15 protein-coding genes are annotated in these 20,535 nt (G+C 54.3%); 6 read left to right on the top strand and 9 right to left on the bottom strand.

Translation table 11 applies throughout. From position 1 onward, the window contains the following. Window positions 1-289 precede the first annotated feature (289 nt). Window positions 290-3,238: a valine--tRNA ligase gene (locus tag IE090_RS02320; protein ID WP_189386716.1), complete on the top strand. Its 2,949-nt coding sequence runs from the start codon at window positions 290-292 to the stop codon at window positions 3,236-3,238. A gap of 84 nt (window positions 3,239-3,322) precedes the next feature. On the opposite strand, the gene IE090_RS02315 is transcribed toward IE090_RS02320, so the two are convergent. Beyond that, window positions 3,323-3,562 carry a DUF3297 family protein gene (locus tag IE090_RS02315; RefSeq protein WP_189386715.1) on the bottom strand — a complete coding sequence of 80 codons (240 nt, stop codon included), beginning with the start codon at window positions 3,560-3,562 and terminating at the stop codon, window positions 3,323-3,325. 187 nt (window positions 3,563-3,749) lie between these two features. Here IE090_RS02315 and IE090_RS02310 point away from each other — a divergent pair, with 187 nt between their 5' ends. Continuing rightward, the gene (locus IE090_RS02310; protein WP_189386714.1) at window positions 3,750-3,986 is read left to right on the top strand and encodes a hypothetical protein; all 237 of its coding nucleotides are present in this window, start codon (window positions 3,750-3,752) and stop codon (window positions 3,984-3,986) included. Between the two features lie 28 nt (window positions 3,987-4,014). Here IE090_RS02310 and IE090_RS02305 read toward each other — a convergent pair whose 3' ends face one another. Together IE090_RS02305 and IE090_RS02300 are read right to left on the bottom strand one after the other, a co-directional pair. Next, window positions 4,015-4,302, bottom strand: coding sequence for a hypothetical protein (locus IE090_RS02305; RefSeq protein WP_229815373.1), 288 nt, complete (start codon window positions 4,300-4,302; stop codon window positions 4,015-4,017). A 106-nt stretch (window positions 4,303-4,408) separates the two neighbouring features. Next, window positions 4,409-5,137 (bottom strand): Bax inhibitor-1/YccA family protein, encoded by a 729-nt coding sequence (locus tag IE090_RS02300; RefSeq protein WP_189386713.1) that lies wholly within the window; start codon window positions 5,135-5,137, stop codon window positions 4,409-4,411. 141 nt (window positions 5,138-5,278) lie between these two features. On the opposite strand from IE090_RS02300, the gene IE090_RS02295 reads away from it, so the two are divergent. Then, entirely contained in the window at window positions 5,279-6,202 is a 924-nt protein-coding gene (locus IE090_RS02295; RefSeq protein WP_189386712.1) for a LysR family transcriptional regulator, read from the top strand. Here IE090_RS02295 and IE090_RS02290 read toward each other — a convergent pair. Next, the gene (locus IE090_RS02290) at window positions 6,147-7,277 is read right to left on the bottom strand and encodes a putative solute-binding protein (protein ID WP_189386711.1); all 1,131 of its coding nucleotides are present in this window, start codon (window positions 7,275-7,277) and stop codon (window positions 6,147-6,149) included. The genes IE090_RS02295 and IE090_RS02290 overlap by 56 nt on opposite strands. 358 nt (window positions 7,278-7,635) lie before the next feature. Then, complete coding sequence (locus tag IE090_RS02285; protein WP_189386710.1) at window positions 7,636-9,564, bottom strand: beta-propeller domain-containing protein; 1,929 nt, start codon at window positions 9,562-9,564, stop codon at window positions 7,636-7,638. Window positions 9,565-9,993: 429 nt separating this feature from the next. On the opposite strand from IE090_RS02285, the gene IE090_RS02280 reads away from it, so the two are divergent. Beyond that, window positions 9,994-10,215, top strand: a complete 222-nt coding sequence (locus IE090_RS02280; protein WP_189386709.1) for a DUF6584 family protein — start codon at window positions 9,994-9,996, stop codon at window positions 10,213-10,215. 26 nt (window positions 10,216-10,241) lie between these two features. Here IE090_RS02280 and rsgA read toward each other — a convergent pair whose 3' ends face one another. From rsgA to IE090_RS02260, 4 genes are all read right to left on the bottom strand, one after another. Further along, window positions 10,242-11,273, bottom strand: a complete 1,032-nt coding sequence (rsgA, locus tag IE090_RS02275) for a ribosome small subunit-dependent GTPase A (protein ID WP_189386708.1) — start codon at window positions 11,271-11,273, stop codon at window positions 10,242-10,244. Between the two features lie 266 nt (window positions 11,274-11,539). Beyond that, window positions 11,540-12,706, bottom strand: coding sequence for a nucleotide sugar dehydrogenase (locus IE090_RS02270; protein WP_189386707.1), 1,167 nt, complete (start codon window positions 12,704-12,706; stop codon window positions 11,540-11,542). A gap of 86 nt (window positions 12,707-12,792) precedes the next feature. Continuing rightward, window positions 12,793-14,250 carry an exodeoxyribonuclease I gene (gene sbcB / locus IE090_RS02265; RefSeq protein WP_189386706.1) on the bottom strand — a complete coding sequence of 486 codons (1,458 nt, stop codon included), beginning with the start codon at window positions 14,248-14,250 and terminating at the stop codon, window positions 12,793-12,795. Between the two features lie 15 nt (window positions 14,251-14,265). After that, on the bottom strand, window positions 14,266-15,213 hold the full coding sequence (locus IE090_RS02260) for an alpha/beta fold hydrolase (RefSeq protein ID WP_189386705.1): 948 nt from the start codon (window positions 15,211-15,213) through the stop codon (window positions 14,266-14,268). Window positions 15,214-15,426: 213 nt separating this feature from the next. Here IE090_RS02260 and IE090_RS02255 point away from each other — a divergent pair, with 213 nt between their 5' ends. Next, window positions 15,427-18,090, top strand: coding sequence for a DUF349 domain-containing protein (locus IE090_RS02255; RefSeq protein ID WP_189386704.1), 2,664 nt, complete (start codon window positions 15,427-15,429; stop codon window positions 18,088-18,090). 160 nt (window positions 18,091-18,250) lie between these two features. Then, window positions 18,251-20,530 carry a response regulator gene (locus tag IE090_RS02250; protein ID WP_189386703.1) on the top strand — a complete coding sequence of 760 codons (2,280 nt, stop codon included), beginning with the start codon at window positions 18,251-18,253 and terminating at the stop codon, window positions 20,528-20,530. The last annotated feature ends 5 nt before the right edge of the window (window positions 20,531-20,535 follow it).

The following is a 20,535-nucleotide window of genomic DNA, read 5'->3' as shown; positions in this document are numbered from 1 at the left end:
AGGAAATGGCCAGCCCTTTTCAACATCGCCAACGACGTTATGGAGGCCTGCCGCCCGCGCCCTGCGGGGGAACGCCAGCTCTGTGTCGCCGATTTTTGCTGTAGCTGGCTAAAGTGGCAAACCGGCATCTGATCTGAAGTCCTCCGGTGATCCACAGCCGGTACCGAATTATTCAGGGGCACCCCTTTTATTCATTGCGCCGGAGCCCTCCGGTGCCGTGCATGCTGCCACCGGATTCGGTTATACTCTGGGCCATTTTTCGACTCAGATAGCAAGCAGCATTCAGACTATGGATAAAACCTACAAACCCAGCGCCCTCGAGCAAGCCTGGTACCAACAATGGGAACAGAAAGGCTACTTTAGCCCCTATCAAGACGGTCTAAATGGCCCTGGCTATTCCATCATGATTCCGCCGCCCAACGTTACCGGCTCGCTGCACATGGGCCACGCCTTTCAGCACACCCTGCAAGACGCCCTAACCCGCTACAAGCGCATGGATGGCCACAAGGCCCTGTGGCAAGTCGGCACCGACCACGCCGGCATTGCGACGCAAATGGTGGTAGAGCGTAAATTAGCCGCTGAAGGTCAGCCAGACCGTCACGCCATGGGGCGCGACACCTTTATTGATAAAGTTTGGGAGTGGAAAGAGCACTCCGGCGGCACCATTACCAGCCAAATGCGTCGTTTAGGTAACTCCGTTGACTGGGATACCGAGCGCTTCACCATGGACGATGGTTTCTATAAAGCCGTGCAGGAAGTGTTTATTCGCCTCTACAACGACGGCCTCATTTACCGCGGCAAGCGCCTGGTGAACTGGGATCCAAAACTGCGCACCGCCATCTCTGACGTCGAAGTCGAAAACCACGACAAAAAAGGCCACATGTGGCACCTGCGCTACCCATTGGCCGATGGTGCACAAACGCAAGACGGCAAAGACTACATTGTGGTCGCCACGACGCGTCCAGAAACCATGCTTGGTGACACCGGTGTCGCGGTAAACCCAGAAGACCCACGCTACCAGCATTTAATCGGCAAAGAAGTGCTGCTACCACTGGTCGACCGTCGCATCCCCATCGTGGCCGATGAGCATGCCGATATGGAAAAAGGCACCGGCTGCGTCAAAATCACACCCGCCCATGACTTCAACGACTACGAAGTAGGCAAGCGCAATCAGCTGCCGATGATTAATATTCTGACCTTTAGCGCTGATATTCGCGACGAAGCTCAGACATTTAACAGTGACGGCAGTGTTAACGACGATATTTCCGGTTTTATCCCAGAAAAATATCGTGGCATGGAGCGCTTTGCAGCGCGTAAAGCCATCGTTGCCGACCTGGAAGAACAAGGCCTGGTCGACAGCATTAAAGACCATGAGCTGTCTGTACCCATTGGTGATCGCGGTGGCGTCGTCATTGAGCCCATGCTGACCGACCAATGGTATGTCGATGCCAAGACCATGGCCAAGCCAGCGATTGAAGCGGTAGAAAACGGCGACATCCAATTTGTGCCTAAGTCCTACGAAAACATGTATTTCTCTTGGATGCGCGACATCCAAGATTGGTGCATTTCTCGCCAGCTGTGGTGGGGGCATCGCATTCCCGCCTGGTATGACGAAGAAGGCAATGTTTACGTCGGCCATGACGAAGCAGAAGTTCGTAGCAACAATCAGTTGGCCGATGACGTTGAACTAATTCAAGACGAAGACGTGTTGGACACCTGGTTCTCCTCTGCCCTGTGGACCTTCGGCACCCTGGGCTGGCCCAATGTCGATGACCCGGAAGTGGCCCAACGCTTGGCAGACTTCCATCCAACCGACGTATTGGTCACCGGCTTCGATATTATTTTCTTCTGGGTAGCGCGCATGGCCATGATGACCATGCACTTTATAAAAGACGAAAATGGCAAGCCACAGGTACCGTTTAAAACCGTGTACGTCACCGGTTTGATCCGCGATGAAGTGGGCGAAAAAATGTCCAAAACTAGGGGCAACGTGCTTGACCCGCTGGACATGATCGACGGCATTTCACTGGATGAACTATTGGCCAAGCGCACCGGCAATATGATGCAGCCAAAACTGGCTGAAAAAATTGCCAAACGCACCCAAAAAGAATTCCCTGAAGGCATCAGCCCCCACGGCACCGATGCCCTGCGCTTTACCTTGGCTGCCATGGCGTCCACCGGCCGCGACATCAACTGGGACATGAAGCGCCTGGAAGGTTACCGCAACTTCTGTAACAAGTTATGGAACGCTTCGCGCTACGTCATGCTGTCCGTTGCTGGCGAAGAGGCGGTCGAAAAAGCGGCCGCCGACGGCACACCAATCGACGTAACCGATGACATGAAAGCCGCTTGCGGCGCTAATGGCGAACCGGGCGTGCTGTCGCTGGCGGATCGTTGGATTATCTCGCGCCTGCAGCGCGCCGAAAATGAAGTGCGCCGCCATCTTGATCAATACCGCTTTGATATGGCGGCTCAAGCGCTGTACGAGTTTATCTGGAACGAGTATTGCGACTGGTACTTGGAGCTGTCCAAGCCGGTATTGTGGGACCAAAATGCCAGCGAAGAAGAAAAGCGCGGCACACGCGGCACCCTGGTGCGCGTTCTGGAAGCCACGCTGCGCCTGGCACACCCCATTATTCCGTTTATCACTGAGTCGATCTGGCAGCAAGTAAAAGAGCTGGCAGGCAAAGCCGATGCCGGCGATACCATTATGCTGGCCGACTACCCGGTGGCTCAGCCAGAGTTGATGGACGCAGAAGCAGAAGCCGACATTGCCTGGCTGCAAGGGGTAATTACCGCGGTGCGCAACATTCGTGGTGAGCAGAACATTCCGCCGAGCAAGCCTTTAGAACTGCTGTTCAAAAATGGCGATGACGACGACTTCCGCCGCGCCGAAGAAAATCAGAACTTCCTGATGAAACTGGCCAAACTGGAAAAGCTCACCTGGCTGAACGACGGCGACGAAGAGCCAATGTCGGTAACGCAATTAGTGGGCAATATGGAAGTGCTGATTCCCATGGCTGGCTTTATCGACAAAGACGCCGAAGTCACACGCCTCAACAAGTCGATCGAAAAACTCGGCAAAGAACTGGAGCGAGTGAACAACAAACTCGGCAACCCAGGCTTTACCGACAAGGCACCTGCTGCTGTGATCGATAAAGAGAAAGAAAAAGCTGCAGGCTTTGAGCGTGATATCGTTAAACTGAAAGAGCAGATTGAGAAAATCAAGGCGCTGTAAGCAGCACCTATCGCCTTAACGCTGCACAATAAAAAACGCCCTGGTGCATTGCCAGGGCGTTTTTTTAGCCATTCAATTTGGCGTTTACTTATAAAACGCTTCCACTTCGCCTTTCAACTTCATCAACATAGGGTTACCAAAGCGATCTTTTGCCGTTGGCGAGGATACTTTTACCCAGCCTTCACTGATGCAGTACTCTTCTACATTGGTGCGCTCTTTACCATTCAAGCGAATGCCAATGTCATGCTCAAAGTACTCTTCTGCATAGAACTTGCTCTTAGGGTTTACCGACAAGTGATCTGGCAGTTCGGGTTTATCGCTCATAATTACCACCTTGCTAATGAAAGGCCGACATTGTAAGGGAAAGCAGACACCAGATCAGCCTCTGCAACCAAGCATAGCCAACTAAGTCTTAGCGCCAACGGCCAAGCAAACTCCCCAGAGTAGACTATTATTGTAGAGTGTGACCGCGATTGTCGCGAGACAAGGCCAACTAAGGAGACAGTGCGCCATGGCAGACTCGGCAGCTTCACAAATTTCCCCAGAAGACGACGTAGAGCGCTTGCAGGAGCAGATCAATTTATTGGAGCAAGAAGCTCAAAAGATCAACAATAAGCTCAACAATGATGGTTTCGTTTGCCGCGCTCCAGCAGCCAAAATAGAAAGCGAGCGCCAACGCATGGAAAAGTGCATGGATTTAGCCAAGCACTACCGTGAGCGCATTGCTCAGCTCCGTTCAGACTCATAACCGCAAAGTTAAGCCATCTTCGCTGGTATCAGCGTACGCGATACCAGCGCGTGCGCTTGCGAAAGACGGCGTTGCAGTCTTCATCGACCAAAGTAAATATGGAGTAGTAGCGCTGACCGGCTTTTATGTAGCTGGCAATTTCCTTGCGCTTGGTCGGGTGATGCACCTTTAGCACCTTCGCTGGATGAGATATTTCGGCCTGACGCAATAGACGCAAGGCCAGTTCATCACTGGCAGTCATGGCATCACGATCTCGACATTCCGCCACTGCTGGCATTATTACCGCAAGCAACACCATTCCTACCCATAACTTCATCACGGCTCCAACACTATTAGGCCCTACCTTTATAGTACGCACAAAAAAGCCCCACCAGCAAAGCGGGTGGGGCTTGAGAGTGGGATTAATGAGCGAGCCGTGACACCTACTCATCGCCTCCCATAACACCGAAGATTTGCAGCAACGACAGGAACAAGTTGTAAATCGCTACATACAAGGTAACGGTTGCTGAAATGTAGTTGGTCTCACCGCCATGCAGAATGGCGCTGGTTTGGTAAGCAATCAAGCCCGACATCAAAATGATGAACATGCCCGAAACCGCCAATGCCAACGCTGGGATTTCAAAGAAAAAAGCGCCTAGGCTCAGTACAAAGGCCATCAAGATACCGACCATCAAGGTCTTGCCCCAACCACTCAGGTCTTTACCAGTGCTCAGCACCCAACCCGACATGGTCAGAAAAATCAGACCCGTCGTACCCATCGCCATGGCAATCAGTTCACCACCATTTTGCAGCTGGGTCAGATAGAAGCTCAGGATAGGGCCTAAGGTGACGCCCATAAAGCCGGTCAAAGCAAACACGGCCACCAAGCCCATGGCGCTGTCTTTGGTCTTTTCAACAAAGAACAGCAGGCCGAAGTACACCAACAGTGTCCACAAGCCAAAGTGCGGCACGTTGAACGCCATCGAGGCCATGGCCATAACGGCACTGAAGATTAGCGTCATGGACAACAGTGCATAGGTATTGCGCAACACCTTGCGACCATCGGTAGAGACCACCTGATCACGGCCATAGCCTTCAAAGGTGTCGCTGGTAGCGACGCGGCTATCAGCGCTCTGGTCGCTTTTCATATTCAGGTAATCTGGACGATTCATAGCTCAACTCCTTTCGTGTGAGTTCCGTCAATTGTAGGACTGGTCGAAGAAGAATAATATTCGAATTATCTTGCCACAACCATTCGGTTTTTTTTGATCTTTCTGGTTGGCGCTTGGTTCCTGTACGAGCAGAGGAAGTTAATGAAACCCTTAAACTTCAAGCATTTGTTTTACTTTCAACAGGTAGCCCAAGAAGGCAGCGTACAGGCTGCCGCCGCTAGGCTCAACGTAACACCGCAAACCATCAGCGGCCAGCTGCGCCTACTCGAGCAACAACTGGGCGCTGAGCTGCTGCGTAAATCTGGCCGCCAACTGGAGCTTACCAGTGCCGGCCGACTGGCCTTGCACTACAGTCGCGACATTTTTGATCTGGGTGAGCAATTACGCGATGCCCTACACCACGGCGAAGAGCAACAACCGCGGCAGTTTCGCGTGGGCATTGTCGACGCCCTGCCCAAAGCCATCGCTCATCAACTGTTGCTGCCCGCCTTGGACGCTGGCCCCACGCAGCTGATCTGCCGTGAACAGCCGATGCCTGACCTACTGGGCGAGCTGGCCGTCGGCAAGCTCGACCTAGTGCTGGCCGACAGTCCAATACCGGCCAATATGAAAATCCGCTGCTTCAGCCATTTGCTCGGCAGCAGCCGCATGGCGTGTTTTGCTGCACCGAGCTTGTCGGCTCAATGGCCAGGGGAGTTCCCACATTGCCTACACGGTGCTCCCCTATTACTGCCGACGGATACTCATTCAGGCTTGCGCGCCAGTTTATTAAGCTGGCTGGCTCGCCATCAAGTACAGAGCCGCATCATGGGCGAGTTTGACGACTCAGCGCTGCTGAAGGCGTTTGGCAGCCAAGGGCACGGTTTTTTCTTTGCACCAGCCGTCATTCGCAACGACGTTTGCAGTAAGTACGGCGTGACGCTGGTTGGTGACGTGGACGAGCTGCAGCAAGCTTTTTATGCTCTGTGTGCCGACCGCGACGGTGGCGATCAAAGCATTGAACGCATCATCACCGTTGCTCAGCAGCAACTGCATTCGCCTCACACTCCCAAGACTGCGGATTAATGCGGCAACGTACCTTGCGCTGCAGCGCCAGCATTTCTTGATCGTATAGGCCTTGCTGCAGTAACCGTTGTCGCAGCTGATGCCAATCGCGCTGCAATTGCGCTTGAACTTGCTCCGCTACCGGCTTCCAGCTGGCTGGTGGAATTGCACGTCGCTCTTGATCGACGCGACGCATATAGCTATCAAACTTGAACAGGAAGTCTTCGCGCAGCATCTGCGCCAGTCCGGTTGGGAAGCGCTCACTGTGACCAATCATCTGAATAGTGGATTGAGCCACCGGCACATCAAAGATATGTACCGGCTGGCGCAACTGGCCAGACATCACCGGATAAACCGCCACCGGTGCCAACATAGCCGGCAGCTGCTGTCGAGCAAAGCCATCAACCAGTTGCGCCAACGGTATGACGGTTGCCTGACCGCCCAAGTACTGAGCCGCGGCCTGGAGCGAGGGTTCATTCGGCACCACAGCAATGGGGCCTTGGCGCAGCTGGTTGAGTTGCGCCAAGTCGCTTTGGGAGGCAAAGAAGTAAGATTCTCCCAACGGCGCTACGCCCAGCAAGGTGTAACCGTTGTGGCTGAGCTTATCCGCCAGCTTAGGGCTGGCCAACACTTGCATCAACACCTGTAAATGGCGACGATCAGGTACCCCACCTATGGCTTCTAACGTCGCCGCAAAACGACTGAATTCATAAACTCGATTGCCGCGCACCAACGCCGCATCGCATTGACGCTGCTCAAAGGCAGCCAGCAATGCGTCTTCATCCTGATAGGCCTCCACAGCCAACACCAAGCCGTAATGTAACGAGCGCAGCGTTTGCTCGTGCACGGTGGCGTATATCGGACCACCGCGCCCCAGTGGGTCCCACACACAAAAGCGACGATGAATTTTACCATCCACCAGCAAATCAGCATGACGCTGTTTTAATGCGCGAATGCGCTGAGCGAGCGGCAAGTTCGGATTCATGATGGTGCTGTCCAAACGCTGCAAACGGCGCTGATCATTGGCTTCTAGGCCAGAGACGTGGAGCGGTAATAGCGACACCAACAGCACTGCAATTAACGACAGTCGGTTCATGGCGGGTACCCTGTGGTGATTATTGTTGTTATGCCTCCATCTAACACCGCGTCACAGCAAGCAGCAATGTCCAAAGAGGCCGATCTGACGTATCAGCATCCAGCTATGATTCACTCAAAACCAATACACAGAAGGGCCTAGCCAGGGCGTGAACATGCGTCTAAGTGATGAAAATGAAAGCCAGAAAAAAGAGCCGTTACTGATATAAGCAAGTTACCTAGAGCCGCAACCGCCGAGGCTGTTACGTGAAAACCACAAAAAAGCCCGGCGAAGGCCGGGCAAGCAGGCTGCTCACAGAAGCTCCTGGCACGCTGATGCACCTTGGCAATGGCAAAAGCCGCCAGCAACTAAGCCTGAACTATTGTTGCCACTGCAACAGGGTTTTCGAGGTTACGGCGCCATCATTCACTAGGTGCACACCATCGTTGTGCAACGGTACACGGGTATAGCTACCACCCCATGGCTCGTTGGTTTTATAGGTGTTGTCCACCTGCACCTGCATTTGTTGCTGATCATGATCAATGTCCACCACGTGCAGCTTAGGGACGGCTTGATAGCTGTCCGCCGGATAGTCGTTCCAAGCAAACGCCATGCGCGTAACGCCATCTATCTCTAAAAAGCTAATCGCGCGATGATTCCACAAGGCATCGGAATACGCCCAGCGCTCGCCCAATGCATATGACTGCAGCTCCACCGGAGCGGCGGGGTTAACGGTGCTAAACAGGCTCAGTTTCAGGCCGGTAATATTACCTTCTTGGTCGGCACTGCGACCCAGGCCCAGCAATAAATCATTAGCCAAGGGATGTAGGTACTCAGAAAACCCAGTAACTTCGAGCTCGCCTTCGATAAAGGGGTCGGCAGGATTGCTGAGATTAATCACGTACAGCGGGTCGGTGCGCTCAAACGTCACCACGTAGGCTTTATCGCCGCGATAGCGCACGGATTTCACTTCTTCACCCGGTTTGCCTATGGCAGCGGGGCGCTGCTCATTGGGCAGTACCGCTACCTGATCAAAACCGCCCTCCGCGTTGGCTTTCAACACATATAACCTGTGCTCTGGGCCTTCAGGCTCCGGTTCTGAAGCAGTCGTTGCCCCCATAACCTCAGGAATACCAATCCAGAAATCATCTGTGCTGCTAGTGACAACACGCAGGTAGCCATCTTTTTCGCTTAAACGAAAGCTCGGCATAGAGCCAGACAAGTTGCCTGCCACTTTACCCGTCGCGACGCGAGTAAAGCTCTCTAGGTCGTATTGGTCAATGCGGGTTTCACCGCCGTACCAGCCACCGGTAATGAAAAACGCATTGGCGGAGGCATACACACCGTCGATACGGCCACTGGCACACTGGCTTTCCCAGTTTTGCGGGTTGGATAAATCCACCTTAGTAATGGCAATAATGCTAGGGTAACCGCCTTGATCGTCTTGGTCAGGCAAGTAACATTTGCCATCGGTAAACAAACGCCCTGCTTCCTCACCATTAACCCAGTAGCGCGGCAGCATATCTTCTAGTGGCGTCTCTTCTATTCGGCGCTGCCAATCTTCCTGACTGACGTCATCCCAATACGGCACGGCAATGGCGGGGGAAAACTTACTCACCATATATAAGGTGTCGCCAATGCGACGGCTGCTAATTAAGTAACCCTCAATGCTTAGATCCGTTAACCGCTCTGGCAGTGCCGGATCTTGCAACCCGAAAACCGTTACCGAGGTGGTTTGCTGCTGCCCATAAAACGGCTCACTAACAGCGCCGTCAGCGGTGGACGCAAAACCACTGTCCATCGCTGCAACGGCCATACTGGGCACGTCGCCGTGGGCGATGGTGACCAAGGCATCGTCAACTAGGTACAAGCCTTCTACGCCCCAACTGATATCAGGCAAGGGAACACTGCCCTTGTGCTCGCTAGCAATGGGATTGCCATCAATTTCGTACACCTCGATGCTAGCGTGACGCCTGCTGCCAGCATCGTATTGACGTGGCTTATAGGCATACAAATAGTTGCTATTGAGCTTGATGAGGTCGGCTTCATCAACGCCAGCTTCTTGGGTATTGGTATCAGACACCCCACCGTCGCTGACACTATCACTTACGTCGGGCGGTGCCGCTGCATCATCTTCGTAGATATCTTCGCTGCGACTGTTAACAAAGCCTTGCTTTAAATACTGCTCCAAGCTCCCATCAGGGCCCAGCTGCGGGTCATCTGTGCCATTGCTGCTATTGCCGCCACAGGCAGCGATGGCAAATGCCAGCACCGATACGGCCAGCGGCCGGTAAGCATACATCGCCATATTCATATCTCCTTATCTCTTTGGGGTATTCCAACACGCCAACAGTATATGTGGGATTTTTTCCCACAGTGTCCAGCATTTGTAAAGTCCCAGCAAGCCCGCAATCCAATTATTCAACTGACCAAATTGTTAGCCTGTAAAAAACGACGCCATGGCCAAAGCAGTACACATTCGCACAACAACAGAATGACGGTTAGCGGCTACCGCTCCTACACCACGTCAGTCATACCAACAGCCGGTGACATTCATCGTCACTTTGTGACACAAATCCCTGCTAGGGATGGCTTTTTTTCGTATGCTGACAATATGTTCAATAATGATTTCAAAGCGCGCTCGTCTGCTTCGCGATTCGCTGCTACTGCAACATTGCTGGCACTGGCTACCGCCATAACCGTGGCGGTTATCACGCTGCCGTTGTCGCATCTGTCAATGCTTAGCCTGATCCTCGGCTTGAGTGCCTTGATCTGGGTGGTGTTACAGCGCTGGTTGAACCCAGGCCATTCCAGTGACCGAGAAATCAACCAACAGCTGAAAGAGATTGACGTTATGCTGGCTTATGGCCGAGTGGAGCAGGCGCAGCAGCGATTGCAAACGCTGCAACAACGCTACCCACACCACCCGGAAATTGCCCAGCGCCTCGATTCATTTTGAGGCGCTGGCTTTGAGGTGCTGACAGCTCAACCGCGCAGCAGTTTTTTCTGCGCCACGACGGTTCGGGCATGATGGGCAAAACGCCGTTCTGCCTGACGCCTTTCGGCCAAGGTGGCGCTGTTGCGCGCCTCTTCACGCTGCAGCTTGAGGTAGTTACGCCAACGGCGCTCATCTAAACGCCCGTCGTCCAACGCCGCTCGTATGGCACAGCCAGGTTCTTGCTGATGCTGACAATCGCTGAAGCGACATTGCGCCACCCACTCACCCACATCGGCAAATGTTTGCTCCAGCCCTTGCTGACATTGCGTCAGCTGCAGCTCGCGCATGCCCGGCATATCCATCAGCAACGCTCCGTTGTCCAAACACAACAGTGAACGGCCGGTGGTCGTATGACGCCCCTTGCTATCGTCAGCCCGAATGCCCCCAGTAAGCTGCAGATCGCTGCCCAGCAAGGCATTGCTCAGCGTCGATTTACCCACTCCGGATGACCCCATCACCGCCAGCGTTCGCCCTGGACGACACCAAGGCTGCAACTGCTGGCGCACATCAGCCTCATTCAAAGCGTTCAATGCCAACACCGGCAGCAGCGAATCAATGGCCTGCACGGCGTCGACATAACCGTCGATCTCACTGCATTCATCTGCACGCGTTAAAACCACCACGGCCTCGGCACAGGCTTCGTTGATCAGTGCCAGATAGCGCTCCAGACGATTGAGATTAAAATCGTGATTCAGCGCCATCACAATGAGCACCGTATCGACATTTACCGCAATTAACTGCGCCACCGATTCATTGCCAGCACGGCGCCGCTGAAACACCGACTGGCGCTCCAGCAAGCGCAGCGGACGTGACTCTTGCAGCAGCATCCAATCACCCACACAAACGTGCCAATCCGGCACCGCGGTGACGATACGCTCCCCCGCTTCACCAGATAGATGCCAACGATCACGGTGCTGGTGCATTAAGCGCATCGGTTCAGCGTCGGTGCATTCCTGCAAAGACAGTTGTTGTTGAAAAAACGTCTGCCAACCCAAGTTGAGCAAAGAAAAATTAGACATGATAACCCCTGACGCAATGCGTCATCGTTTGCCAATTACTGCAAAACTAATTACTGCAAAAAATACAGCAATATCAGGGGCGAAAGCCCCCGGCGAGTGCCGGGCAGCGATGCGAGCTAACGGTAGTTGGTGTTAGCGGCAGGCCCGGCCGGAAGTCATTACAATCATCAAATATCCTCCAGCCAGTTAAAAAGAAGAGCGCATATTAGCGCTCTTTCAGATGCAACGATACTAAAAGTACTATCTTTACTCTTTTCTGAAACATTTTAATCGTGGCCAAACAAATCGCGCGTATACACTTTTTCTTTTACCGGTAGCAGTTCATCTGCCAAACGATTCGCCACGATCACATCCGACAAGGCTAAAAATTCATCCAAGTCATTGATTACCCGTGAATGGAAAAAATGCTCTTCTTGCAGCACTGGCTCATACACCACGACCTCGATGCCCTTGGCCTTGATGCGTTTCATAATGCCTTGCACGGCAGACGCGCGGAAATTATCCGAGCCAGATTTCATCACCAACCGATAAATGCCGACCACATTCGGCCTTCTGTCGATGATAGAGTCGGCGACAAAATCCTTGCGAGTACGGTTGGCATCAACGATGGCGCGCACCATGTTATTCGGTACGTCTTCAAAATTGGCCAATAATTGCTTGGTGTCTTTGGGCAAACAATAGCCACCGTAACCAAACGATGGATTGTTGTAGTGCTGGCCAATGCGTGGGTCCAAGCCGACACCTTCAATAATTTGCCGGGTATTTAAGCCGTGTACTTGGGCGTAGCTGTCTAGCTCATTAAAATAAGCCACGCGCATGGCCAAATAAGTATTGGAAAATAATTTAACGGCTTCGGCTTCGGTCGAATCAATAAACAGCTGTGGAATATTATCCGCCACAGCACCTTGTACCAATAAGCCAGCAAAGCGGCGTGCTCGCTCGCTGTCTTCGCCAATAATGATGCGTGACGGATACAAGTTATCGTACAGCGCACGCCCTTCACGCAAAAACTCTGGCGAAAAAATAATGTTATCGCAGGCCAACTCATGGCGAATACGGGCGGTAAAACCAACCGGCACCGTCGATTTGATCACCATCACAGCGTCGGGGTTGATGCGCATCACATCGTGCATCACCGCTTCTACACTGCTGGTGTTGAAGTAGTTGGTATCGACATCGTAATCCGTTGGTGTGGCAATAATGACGTAATCGGCGCCACGATAAGCCAGCTCTTTATCCAGCGTGGCGGTAAAGTGCAAATCATCGCGCGCCAAAAAACGCTCGATATCGTCATCGGCAATGGGCGACTGACGCTGATTTAATAACTCAACTTTGTGCGCGTCGATATCGAGGGCCACCACGTCATTGTGCTGAGCCAACAGCATGGCATTGGACAACCCCACGTAGCCGGTTCCGGCAACGGCAATTTTCATTTCAGCAGTACCTATGTTCTCAAACGGCCACTGGCGGCCAAAATGGGCGCACACTAACAGCCGCGCCCTCGCTGTCAATATTTGGGTTAATCATCGAGCGGATAAAGCGACTCGGCGTAAAATTGCAGCTCTTGCAGCCACATCAAACGACGCTCATCCCCTGCTTCCAGCAACTGCTGGGCCAAGCGCTGCAACTCGCTGGCAAACTGCTCGAACGTTAACAGTGGTGAGCCGCTCACACCATGAATCAAACGCTGGCGACGAAAGTCTTCCCAGCGCTGGCGCTCATCGCCTTCTAGGGTTTCTGGGTAATTACGCGCCCGATAGCGAAACAGCATTTCCTCGCCGCGACTGTCGGCAAACGGTGATGGCCAATCCACCAAATCCCAACCGCTTAAGCGCCGCACATCTTCCATCGCCTGCTTGTCGTTGCGCGAGAAAAAACCGTCATACAGGCGACCGTCGACATCCTCAACGGCGCCAAACTCACGTGCGGCAAATACCTGATGCAACTTGGCGGTCAGGCTGCCGTGCTGTTTTTCATACGCTTGGATCAACGCCAGATGGCGGCGCAAGGTATCGCCACTGATGTCCCAATGCTCGGCGCGGTCTGGGGTCAAGGTTTTGGCCGGCGCCAAGATCGGCGCCTTATTGATGTGCACCTCTTTGATGGCTAAGCGTTCGACGCCTTCTGGCAGCTCGCTTTGGCGGGTAAAGATGCGCAAGGCAATGTCTTCGGCGCTGAGCTCAAACAGCGGCGTTGGATCTTGGCTCAAGTCAAACGCGACAAAGGAATTTTTGTTACTGGGATGCCAGCACAAGGGCGCAACGATGGCCATGCAGCCTCGCTCCACCGGGTACATGCCAGAGATGTGCACCAAGGGCCTATGATTTTGAACATCCACCAAGGCACCCACTTCTGTTTTCAAGCGCAAACCATAAAGGTAACGGTATAATTTTGGCTGTTTCTCTTTAATCAGCCGCGCCAAGGCGATGGTGGCCCGAACATCAGAAACGGCATCATGGGCCTGACCATGATCAAGCCCGTTGGCGGCGGTTAAATGCTCCAGTTTGAAGCTGGTGCGGCCATCTTCATGCTTGGGCCATTCGATGCCATCCGGGCGCAAGGCATAAGCACAGCGCACCACATCGAGAATGTCCCAACGTGAATTACCGTTTTGCCATTCGCGCGCATAGGGGTCGTGAAAGTTGCGATACAAAGCGTTGCGAGTGACCTCATCATCAAAGCGAATGCTGTTGTAGCCGGCGCTGCAGGTCCCCGGCTGCGCCAGCATATCGTTGATGCGAGCAATAAACTCGTTTTCAGCAACACCGCGCTGATTGCATTCCTGCGGCGTCAACCCAGTAATCAGCACCGCTTGCGGATGCGGTAAATAGTCGTCTGCCTGGCGGCAAAACAACTCGACCGGCGGCTCTATTTCATTCAGGTCTTCATCGGTACGAATGGCGGCAAACTGTGCCGGCCGGTCCCACGCCGGATGAGCGCCAAAGGTTTCGTAGTCATACCAGACAATGCTGTTCACACAGTCTCCAATTGTTCAGTCGGCGGCCACACTGGGCCGTTGGATAAATCGGTGGGCGTCGAGGGCGCTGCGCTGGGGAATTTCTTCCATCGGCATATGGCCCACCCCCGGATACACAATGCGCTCAGCATGCGGCAGATCGTCAGCAAAGCGCTGCATCACCGCCAGCGGCACCCAGTCGTCTTGCTCGCCCCACATCAGCAAGGTGGGCATTTGAATGCTGGGCACCAGCGCCCCTAGGTTCGGATTATCGCTTTGCTCACTCATGGTACGAAAAACCGCGGTCAAGCCGGCTCGGTTGCCGGGGCGCAGCGTTAAATCGTGATAGCGCTGCACCAGCTGATCGTCGACTTTGTCCGCATCGCCATAGGCCGCTCGAATGTTCATACCGACAATAAAACGTGGCATAAACCATTGGCTCATATCGCCTATCACCGGCCACGAGGCCAGCGACATGATAAACGGCATGTCTTGCGGATAGCCGGCGGCATCCACCAAAATCAATTTGCTGACTTGCTCAGGGTGCGCGACGGCATAGTTCCAGCTGATGTAGCCGCCCAGAGAGTTGCCGGCCAACACAAAAGAGTCCAGGCCTAGCGCCTGGGTAAAACGCTGCAGCACCGACACCATGTAATCTATGTCATAGCGCTCGCGCTCAGGATCCGGACCGGTGAGACCGTGAGCCGGCAAATCTAACCGAATAATGCGGTAGTGTGGCGCCAGCGTCTCGACCCAGCCATCCCAAGTATGCAAAGACGACGCCACGCCATGCAGTAACAGCAACACAGGGCCGTCACGACGGCCTTCGTCGCGGTAATGAATAGCCAGCTCGCCCACCCGCAGCGTGTGCGAGTCGTCGTTGGTGTAACGTGTTTGCAAGGTTTCTAGCGGCTGATCTGACAGCCCCAGCGTCGTGCAACCCGTCATCGATATCAGCAATAGCAGTAGCCCCAGTCGCGTCATGAAGGTGAGTCTCTTTCTTATTATCGTTGGGCGCGCAGATTATCATATTCATGCCACCACTTCCCCTTTGGCCATTGGGCGTTAAAATGGGCGCCCGCCGATGATCTGGGTTCGCCTGCAAGCAGCAATGCAAGCTTCCCAGTTAGGCAACACCGAACATGCTGCGACCTTGTGCGTAGCAGCCAGCAAACAGTGGGATAGTGGAACGGGTCAATGGCATTACTGAAGAAGTTTTTTAAACCTAAGTGGCAACACGACAACCCGGAAGTCCGTCGCCAGGCACTGAGCGAGCTACAGGACGAGCAAACACTGTTGACCTTTATCGAGCGCGAAAGCCAGGTGGATTTGCGCTCGCAAGCGCTGGGTAAAATTCGCAACGCCGCACTGCTGGAGCGCTTAAGCCAGCACCAGGTAAAAGAAGTACGCCAACAAGCAAAGCAACAATGGCTGCAGCAACTGCTGCCGGAGCAAGGCATCGAGCAGGTCAGTGACAATCGCAAGCTGGTGCAAATCGCCGCCTTAACCGACGACCAAGCACTGCGCTTGGCCGCCATTGGCCGCATCACTGACCAGCAAGAGCGTTTACAGCTGGCCATGGAGCACCCTGTTGCGAAAGTGCGCCTGGCCGCCGCCGAGGGCATTGTCGATGGCGACAAACTGCAGCAGTTACAACAACATGCCCAAGGCAAAGACAAAGCCGTTTACCGCTGGTGCAAAGAGCAATTGGCGCAGGTGAAGGCTGAGCAACAGCAGCAACAAGCGCTGATAGAGCAACAGCAACAGCTGCAACAGCAGCTGAACTACCTCATTCGGCTGGGTTATCAGCCTGACTTTTATGCGCGTCTGCAAGTGCTAGAAAAAGACTGGCAACAGCTCAAACCGCAGCTTGGCAACGACCAACATGCCGTCATCGACACCGCCTTAGCGCAAGCCCGCAACGTCTTGGCAGAGCACCAACAGCAAGAGCAGCAGCGTCAGCAAGAGCAACAGCGTCAGCAAAACGCCATGGAGCAACAGCAACGTGTATTGCAACAACTGCAAACGCTGCAGCAGCGCTGCCAGCAGGAAACCCAGGTCGAGCCGCTTAACGCCGAGTTGAAGCAACTGCAACAACAATGGGACGAAGCCTTTGTCCAAGCCCGCCCCAGCGATGAGCACATCCGGCTGTTTGAAAACACCCAACAAGCCTTGCTGACCCAGCTCAACACCCTCTCTTATCTGGCGCAACAACAGGCCGACCTAGACGCTTGGCTAGCAGCCGACGTTGCCGAACAGCCTAAAGCGCTGGAACAGCAACTGCGCCAGGCGCAACAGTGGTTAAAGCAACTGCCCTGGCCGACCAGCCCGGCGCCAGAGTGGCGCCAGCCGCTGCAACAACGCTTGGAACAGCTGCAGCAGCAGCAACAACAGCTGCAGGCCAGCGAAAGCAGTCGCTTAGCGGACATCGACCAACAGTTGAACACCTTGCAGCAGCAACTGGACGATGGCCACGTCAAAGAGGCTCAGCGTGTGTTGGGCCGACTGCATTCGCTCACACAGGCCGGCAGCAAAGTCAGCCAGCAACGTCGCCTTAAAGCACTGACGGCACGCTTGAATGAAATGCGCGACTGGCAAGGTTTTGTCACCACTCCCAAGAAAGAAGCGCTGATTGAGGCCATGGAGAGCCTGGTTGATGCCGAGCTCCCACCAGAGTTGTTGGCAGAAAAGATTCACGACCTGCAAGAGCAATGGAAGCAACTGGCCAGTGGCAAACCGGATCAAGCGCTGTGGGATAAATTCCAAGCCGCAGGTGACCGAGCCTTTGAACCCTGCCGGGCGTTTTTTGCTGAGCGAGCGCGCCAGCGCGAGCAGTTTGTTGCCGCACGCCGCCAGTTGATTGCTGAGCTGCAACACTACGCAACCGCCATGGACTGGAATAACGCCGACTGGAAAGCGGTGCAAAAAACCCTCGATGCTGCGCGCGACGCCTTCCGCCAGTATTCGCCGGTTGATCGCGCCTCCCACAAGGCCACCCAAGCCGAGTTTCGCAGCGCGTGCGATGCCATTCAGCAGCAACTGCAACACGAGTACGACGCCAACTTGGCGCGCAAGCGTCAACTGGTCGATGCCGCAGAATCCTTGCTAACGGCAGACGACTTGGATGCCGCCATTGAGCAAGCCAAACAACTGCAGCATGACTGGAAACAGGTCGGCGTGACGCCGCGTCGCGACGATCAAAAGCTGTGGAAGCAGTTCCGCCAGCATTGCGATGCCTTGTTTGCCCGCCTGAATGAGGAGCGCCAAGCACGCAAGGCCGATATCGAAGAAGCGATCCAGCAAGCTCAAGCACTGGTTGAGCAAGCCGAAGCCCTCAGCGCCGAAGATGCCTCAGGGCTGACTCAACTGCAGCAGCAATTCCAAGCCATACAGCTGCCGCGCAGCGCTCATCAGCGCCTATCGCAGCGTTTGAAGCAGGTGGAACAACAACAGCAAGATGCTCAGCAGCAAGCTCGCCGACAAGCCGAGCGTGCGCGCTGGCAAGGCCTAGTAGATAAACTGCAAGCACTGCAGACTAACGATGAATCGACCTGGCAAGCGGCGCAACTGCCACCCGGCTGTGATCCGCAACTGTTCGAGCACGCTTGGCAAGGTCAGCTGTCGGTCGAGCACGATGCGCGTGAGCTGTGCATCCGCCTAGAACTGCTGGCCGACCTGGACAGCCCGGCAGAAGATCAGGCCCAACGCATGGCGGTGCAAGTACAGCGCCTGGCCGACGGCCTTGGCAAAGGCCTTGATCGCAATGCTGAGCGCTTACAGTTAGTGCACCACTGGCTGTGCAGCGACCGTCCCGACGACTTATTGGCGCGCTTCACCGAGGCTTTGCGCCATAGCCTCTAAGGCATCTCAGTCTCGGTGACGTTTTGTAGCACCGACTGGCAAACCCCTGTATCGCAGCCAATACTAAGGAACGTTGTGGCTGCTTACAGGGATGCATCTTATGGCCGCGGTTGCCCGCCAGACCCTTTTTTTATTCGCGCTTGTGATTGGACTGCCAGCTTTGGCACTGCCTAACCTGCAGCAACTGCCGGACCCTACCGGCAGCCTATCCATTGACTATGTTCAACGTCATCTGCAAGCGTTTAAAGCCACGGAACATGCCCCTGTTTTAGGGCGCGATGCCAACGTCATTTGGTTAAAGATCAACCTACCACCAGGTAAACAAGACAGACTGGTGGTGCGTCAACCTTTGCTCGATCGCCTTACCCTCTACGACACAGTCGACCATAACTACCGAGTATTAAGCGATATCAGCGCGCCAGTGCGCCCTATCAACCAACTGGCCTTGCCGCAACGTTCAACCAGCCAAATATTGCTGTTGCGTCTACAAGGAAGTAGCTGGGGCAAAGTTGATATTGGCCTCAGCAATGCCGCACAGCTCAGCCGCTTCGAGCAATATCAAACCCTGATTATGGCCAGCGGCCAGACACTGCTAGCACTGATACTGCTCGGCTCGCTCCTCATACTTCGCCGCAAGCGCAATGCAACCATGCTATGGCTAGCCGCTTCAGTGATCCTGAGCAGTATGTGGCTGGCAGTGAACACCGGCTGGCTTAATAGTGGCCCAAGCTGGTTATCATTTGCATTGCTAATTCTGATTTTGGCCACGCTGCATGGCTTGATCACCAGCCTAAGCCAAGCTGACGAGCGCTCACTGGCGGTGCTATTGCTGCCACTATTGTGCTGCCTAGTGGTAGCCACCACCTTACCTTTGCTTCCACCGGTAGCGCGCCAAGTCGTTATCATCGGCGGTTTAGCTTTGTTTGCAGTGCTGTGGTGGCTAGTGTTGCACCCGCAACCACTGGCCGCCAAACGACTAACGATGTCCGCCTGCCTGAGCTTCATTGTGGGTGTCGTGGCTTGGCACCTGAGCACCTGGGTTACCACAGCCCTCTCACACTGGCCGCTACTACTGCTAACGCTGACACTCATCGGTTGTCATGCCCTGCTGGCCATCTATTACGCGCTTGGCCAATACCAGCAGCAACAGCAGGAATACCAGCAGCTGGGCCACCAGCAGGTGCAGCTTCGCGATGAAATCGAGCGCCTACGTCTTATTAACCAATCCCAAAATCATTTTCTAGCCACCATTAGCCACGAGTTTCGTGGACCTTTAAACGGCATCCTCGGTTCGATTGAAAACGCATTGCTGCAACCCTCTCATCAACATAAAGAAGAACTGCTCGACGCCCGCAGCAGCGCCGAGGAAGTGCTGGACCTCGTCAATCAAATACTGACCCACACAGAACTGGAAGCCGGCTACCATCCGCTGATTCTCGAGGATATCTCCATCGATGCATTGTTAGAGCCTGTGCTGCAGCAACTGCGCAGTGGTTGCGACAGCAAGGGCCTGACATTACGGGTTGATCTCAGCCATGAGCTGCCCGCTCAGCTGCGCCTTGACGCCCCGTGCATTCGCCAAGCACTTAAAGCACTGGCCGACAACGCATTGCGCCTAACTTCAAATGGCAGTCTGCACTTGTGCGTGCGTCCTTGTGCTCTGCGCGGTGAAGCTGGGCTGCAAATCACCCTAAAAGACAACGGGCCTGGTCTCAGTGACAAAGAACTGCAACGCTGGCAAGCCTACTTTCAACATGCCAATGGCACACCGGCTTATCAGGATTTGCAAGCACCACCGGGGGTGGGGCTAGCATTGGTCAAGGCCGCCTGCTACAGCCTACGCGGCGATTTTATTGTGGAAAATCGCAACCCTGGGTTAGCCGTTAGCTTGGTATTCCCAGCAGCGGCAGTCGCGCAGCAACATGAGCCACTGGAACAGCCTACTCCATCTAGCCAGCCCTTTGCACAACTGGCACAAGACCAGCGCGGCCGCATCTTGGTGGTTGAAGACAACACGATTAATCAACGCGTGATTAAGACCATGCTCGAACGGCTGCAATTTGATGTCGACTTGGCAGATAACGGTGAACACGCGCTAGAACGTTTGAGCAACAACAATGGCCAGCGTTACCAACTGATTTTTATGGACTGTGAAATGCCCTGCATGGACGGCTACACTGCCACACGGCGCATACGCCAAAGCCATTGGCCAGAGAGCATTTGCCCCATTATCGCCATCACGGCCCACGCCCTCCCCAGTGATCGACAACGCTGTTTAGAATGCGGCATGAACGACTACATGAGCAAACCCATTAACATGCAGCAGCTGCGAATGATGATCAGCCGTTGGTGTGCTCGCTTACCTGAGCAACGCGCCAGCGTCACCACATTGGCGCCCGACAATGAACACAGTTCCGCCAGCCATCACTTCAAGACTTAGGCAGC

Source organism: Bacterioplanes sanyensis (assembly GCF_014652515.1).
Taxonomy (GTDB): Bacteria; Pseudomonadota; Gammaproteobacteria; order Pseudomonadales; family Oceanobacteraceae; genus Bacterioplanes; species Bacterioplanes sanyensis.
The sequence above is the reverse complement of the archived record's forward strand: the minus strand, read 5'-3'. Positions and strand labels throughout refer to the sequence as shown.

Bases quoted from the DNA above. Each gene is read 5' to 3' on its own strand.
- IE090_RS02320 (WP_189386716.1), top strand. From the start codon at position 290: ATGGATAAAACCTACAAACCCAGCGCCCTCGAGCAAGCCTGGTACCAA.
- IE090_RS02315 (WP_189386715.1), bottom strand. From the start codon at position 3,562: ATGAGCGATAAACCCGAACTGCCAGATCACTTGTCGGTAAACCCTAAG.
- IE090_RS02310 (WP_189386714.1), top strand. From the start codon at position 3,750: ATGGCAGACTCGGCAGCTTCACAAATTTCCCCAGAAGACGACGTAGAG.
- IE090_RS02305 (WP_229815373.1), bottom strand. From the start codon at position 4,302: ATGAAGTTATGGGTAGGAATGGTGTTGCTTGCGGTAATAATGCCAGCA.
- IE090_RS02300 (WP_189386713.1), bottom strand. From the start codon at position 5,137: ATGAATCGTCCAGATTACCTGAATATGAAAAGCGACCAGAGCGCTGAT.
- IE090_RS02295 (WP_189386712.1), top strand. From the start codon at position 5,279: ATGAAACCCTTAAACTTCAAGCATTTGTTTTACTTTCAACAGGTAGCC.
- IE090_RS02290 (WP_189386711.1), bottom strand. From the start codon at position 7,277: ATGAACCGACTGTCGTTAATTGCAGTGCTGTTGGTGTCGCTATTACCG.
- IE090_RS02285 (WP_189386710.1), bottom strand. From the start codon at position 9,564: ATGGCGATGTATGCTTACCGGCCGCTGGCCGTATCGGTGCTGGCATTT.
- IE090_RS02280 (WP_189386709.1), top strand. From the start codon at position 9,994: ATGCTTAGCCTGATCCTCGGCTTGAGTGCCTTGATCTGGGTGGTGTTA.
- rsgA (WP_189386708.1), bottom strand. From the start codon at position 11,273: ATGTCTAATTTTTCTTTGCTCAACTTGGGTTGGCAGACGTTTTTTCAA.
- IE090_RS02270 (WP_189386707.1), bottom strand. From the start codon at position 12,706: ATGAAAATTGCCGTTGCCGGAACCGGCTACGTGGGGTTGTCCAATGCC.
- IE090_RS02260 (WP_189386705.1), bottom strand. From the start codon at position 15,213: ATGACGCGACTGGGGCTACTGCTATTGCTGATATCGATGACGGGTTGC.
- IE090_RS02255 (WP_189386704.1), top strand. From the start codon at position 15,427: ATGGCATTACTGAAGAAGTTTTTTAAACCTAAGTGGCAACACGACAAC.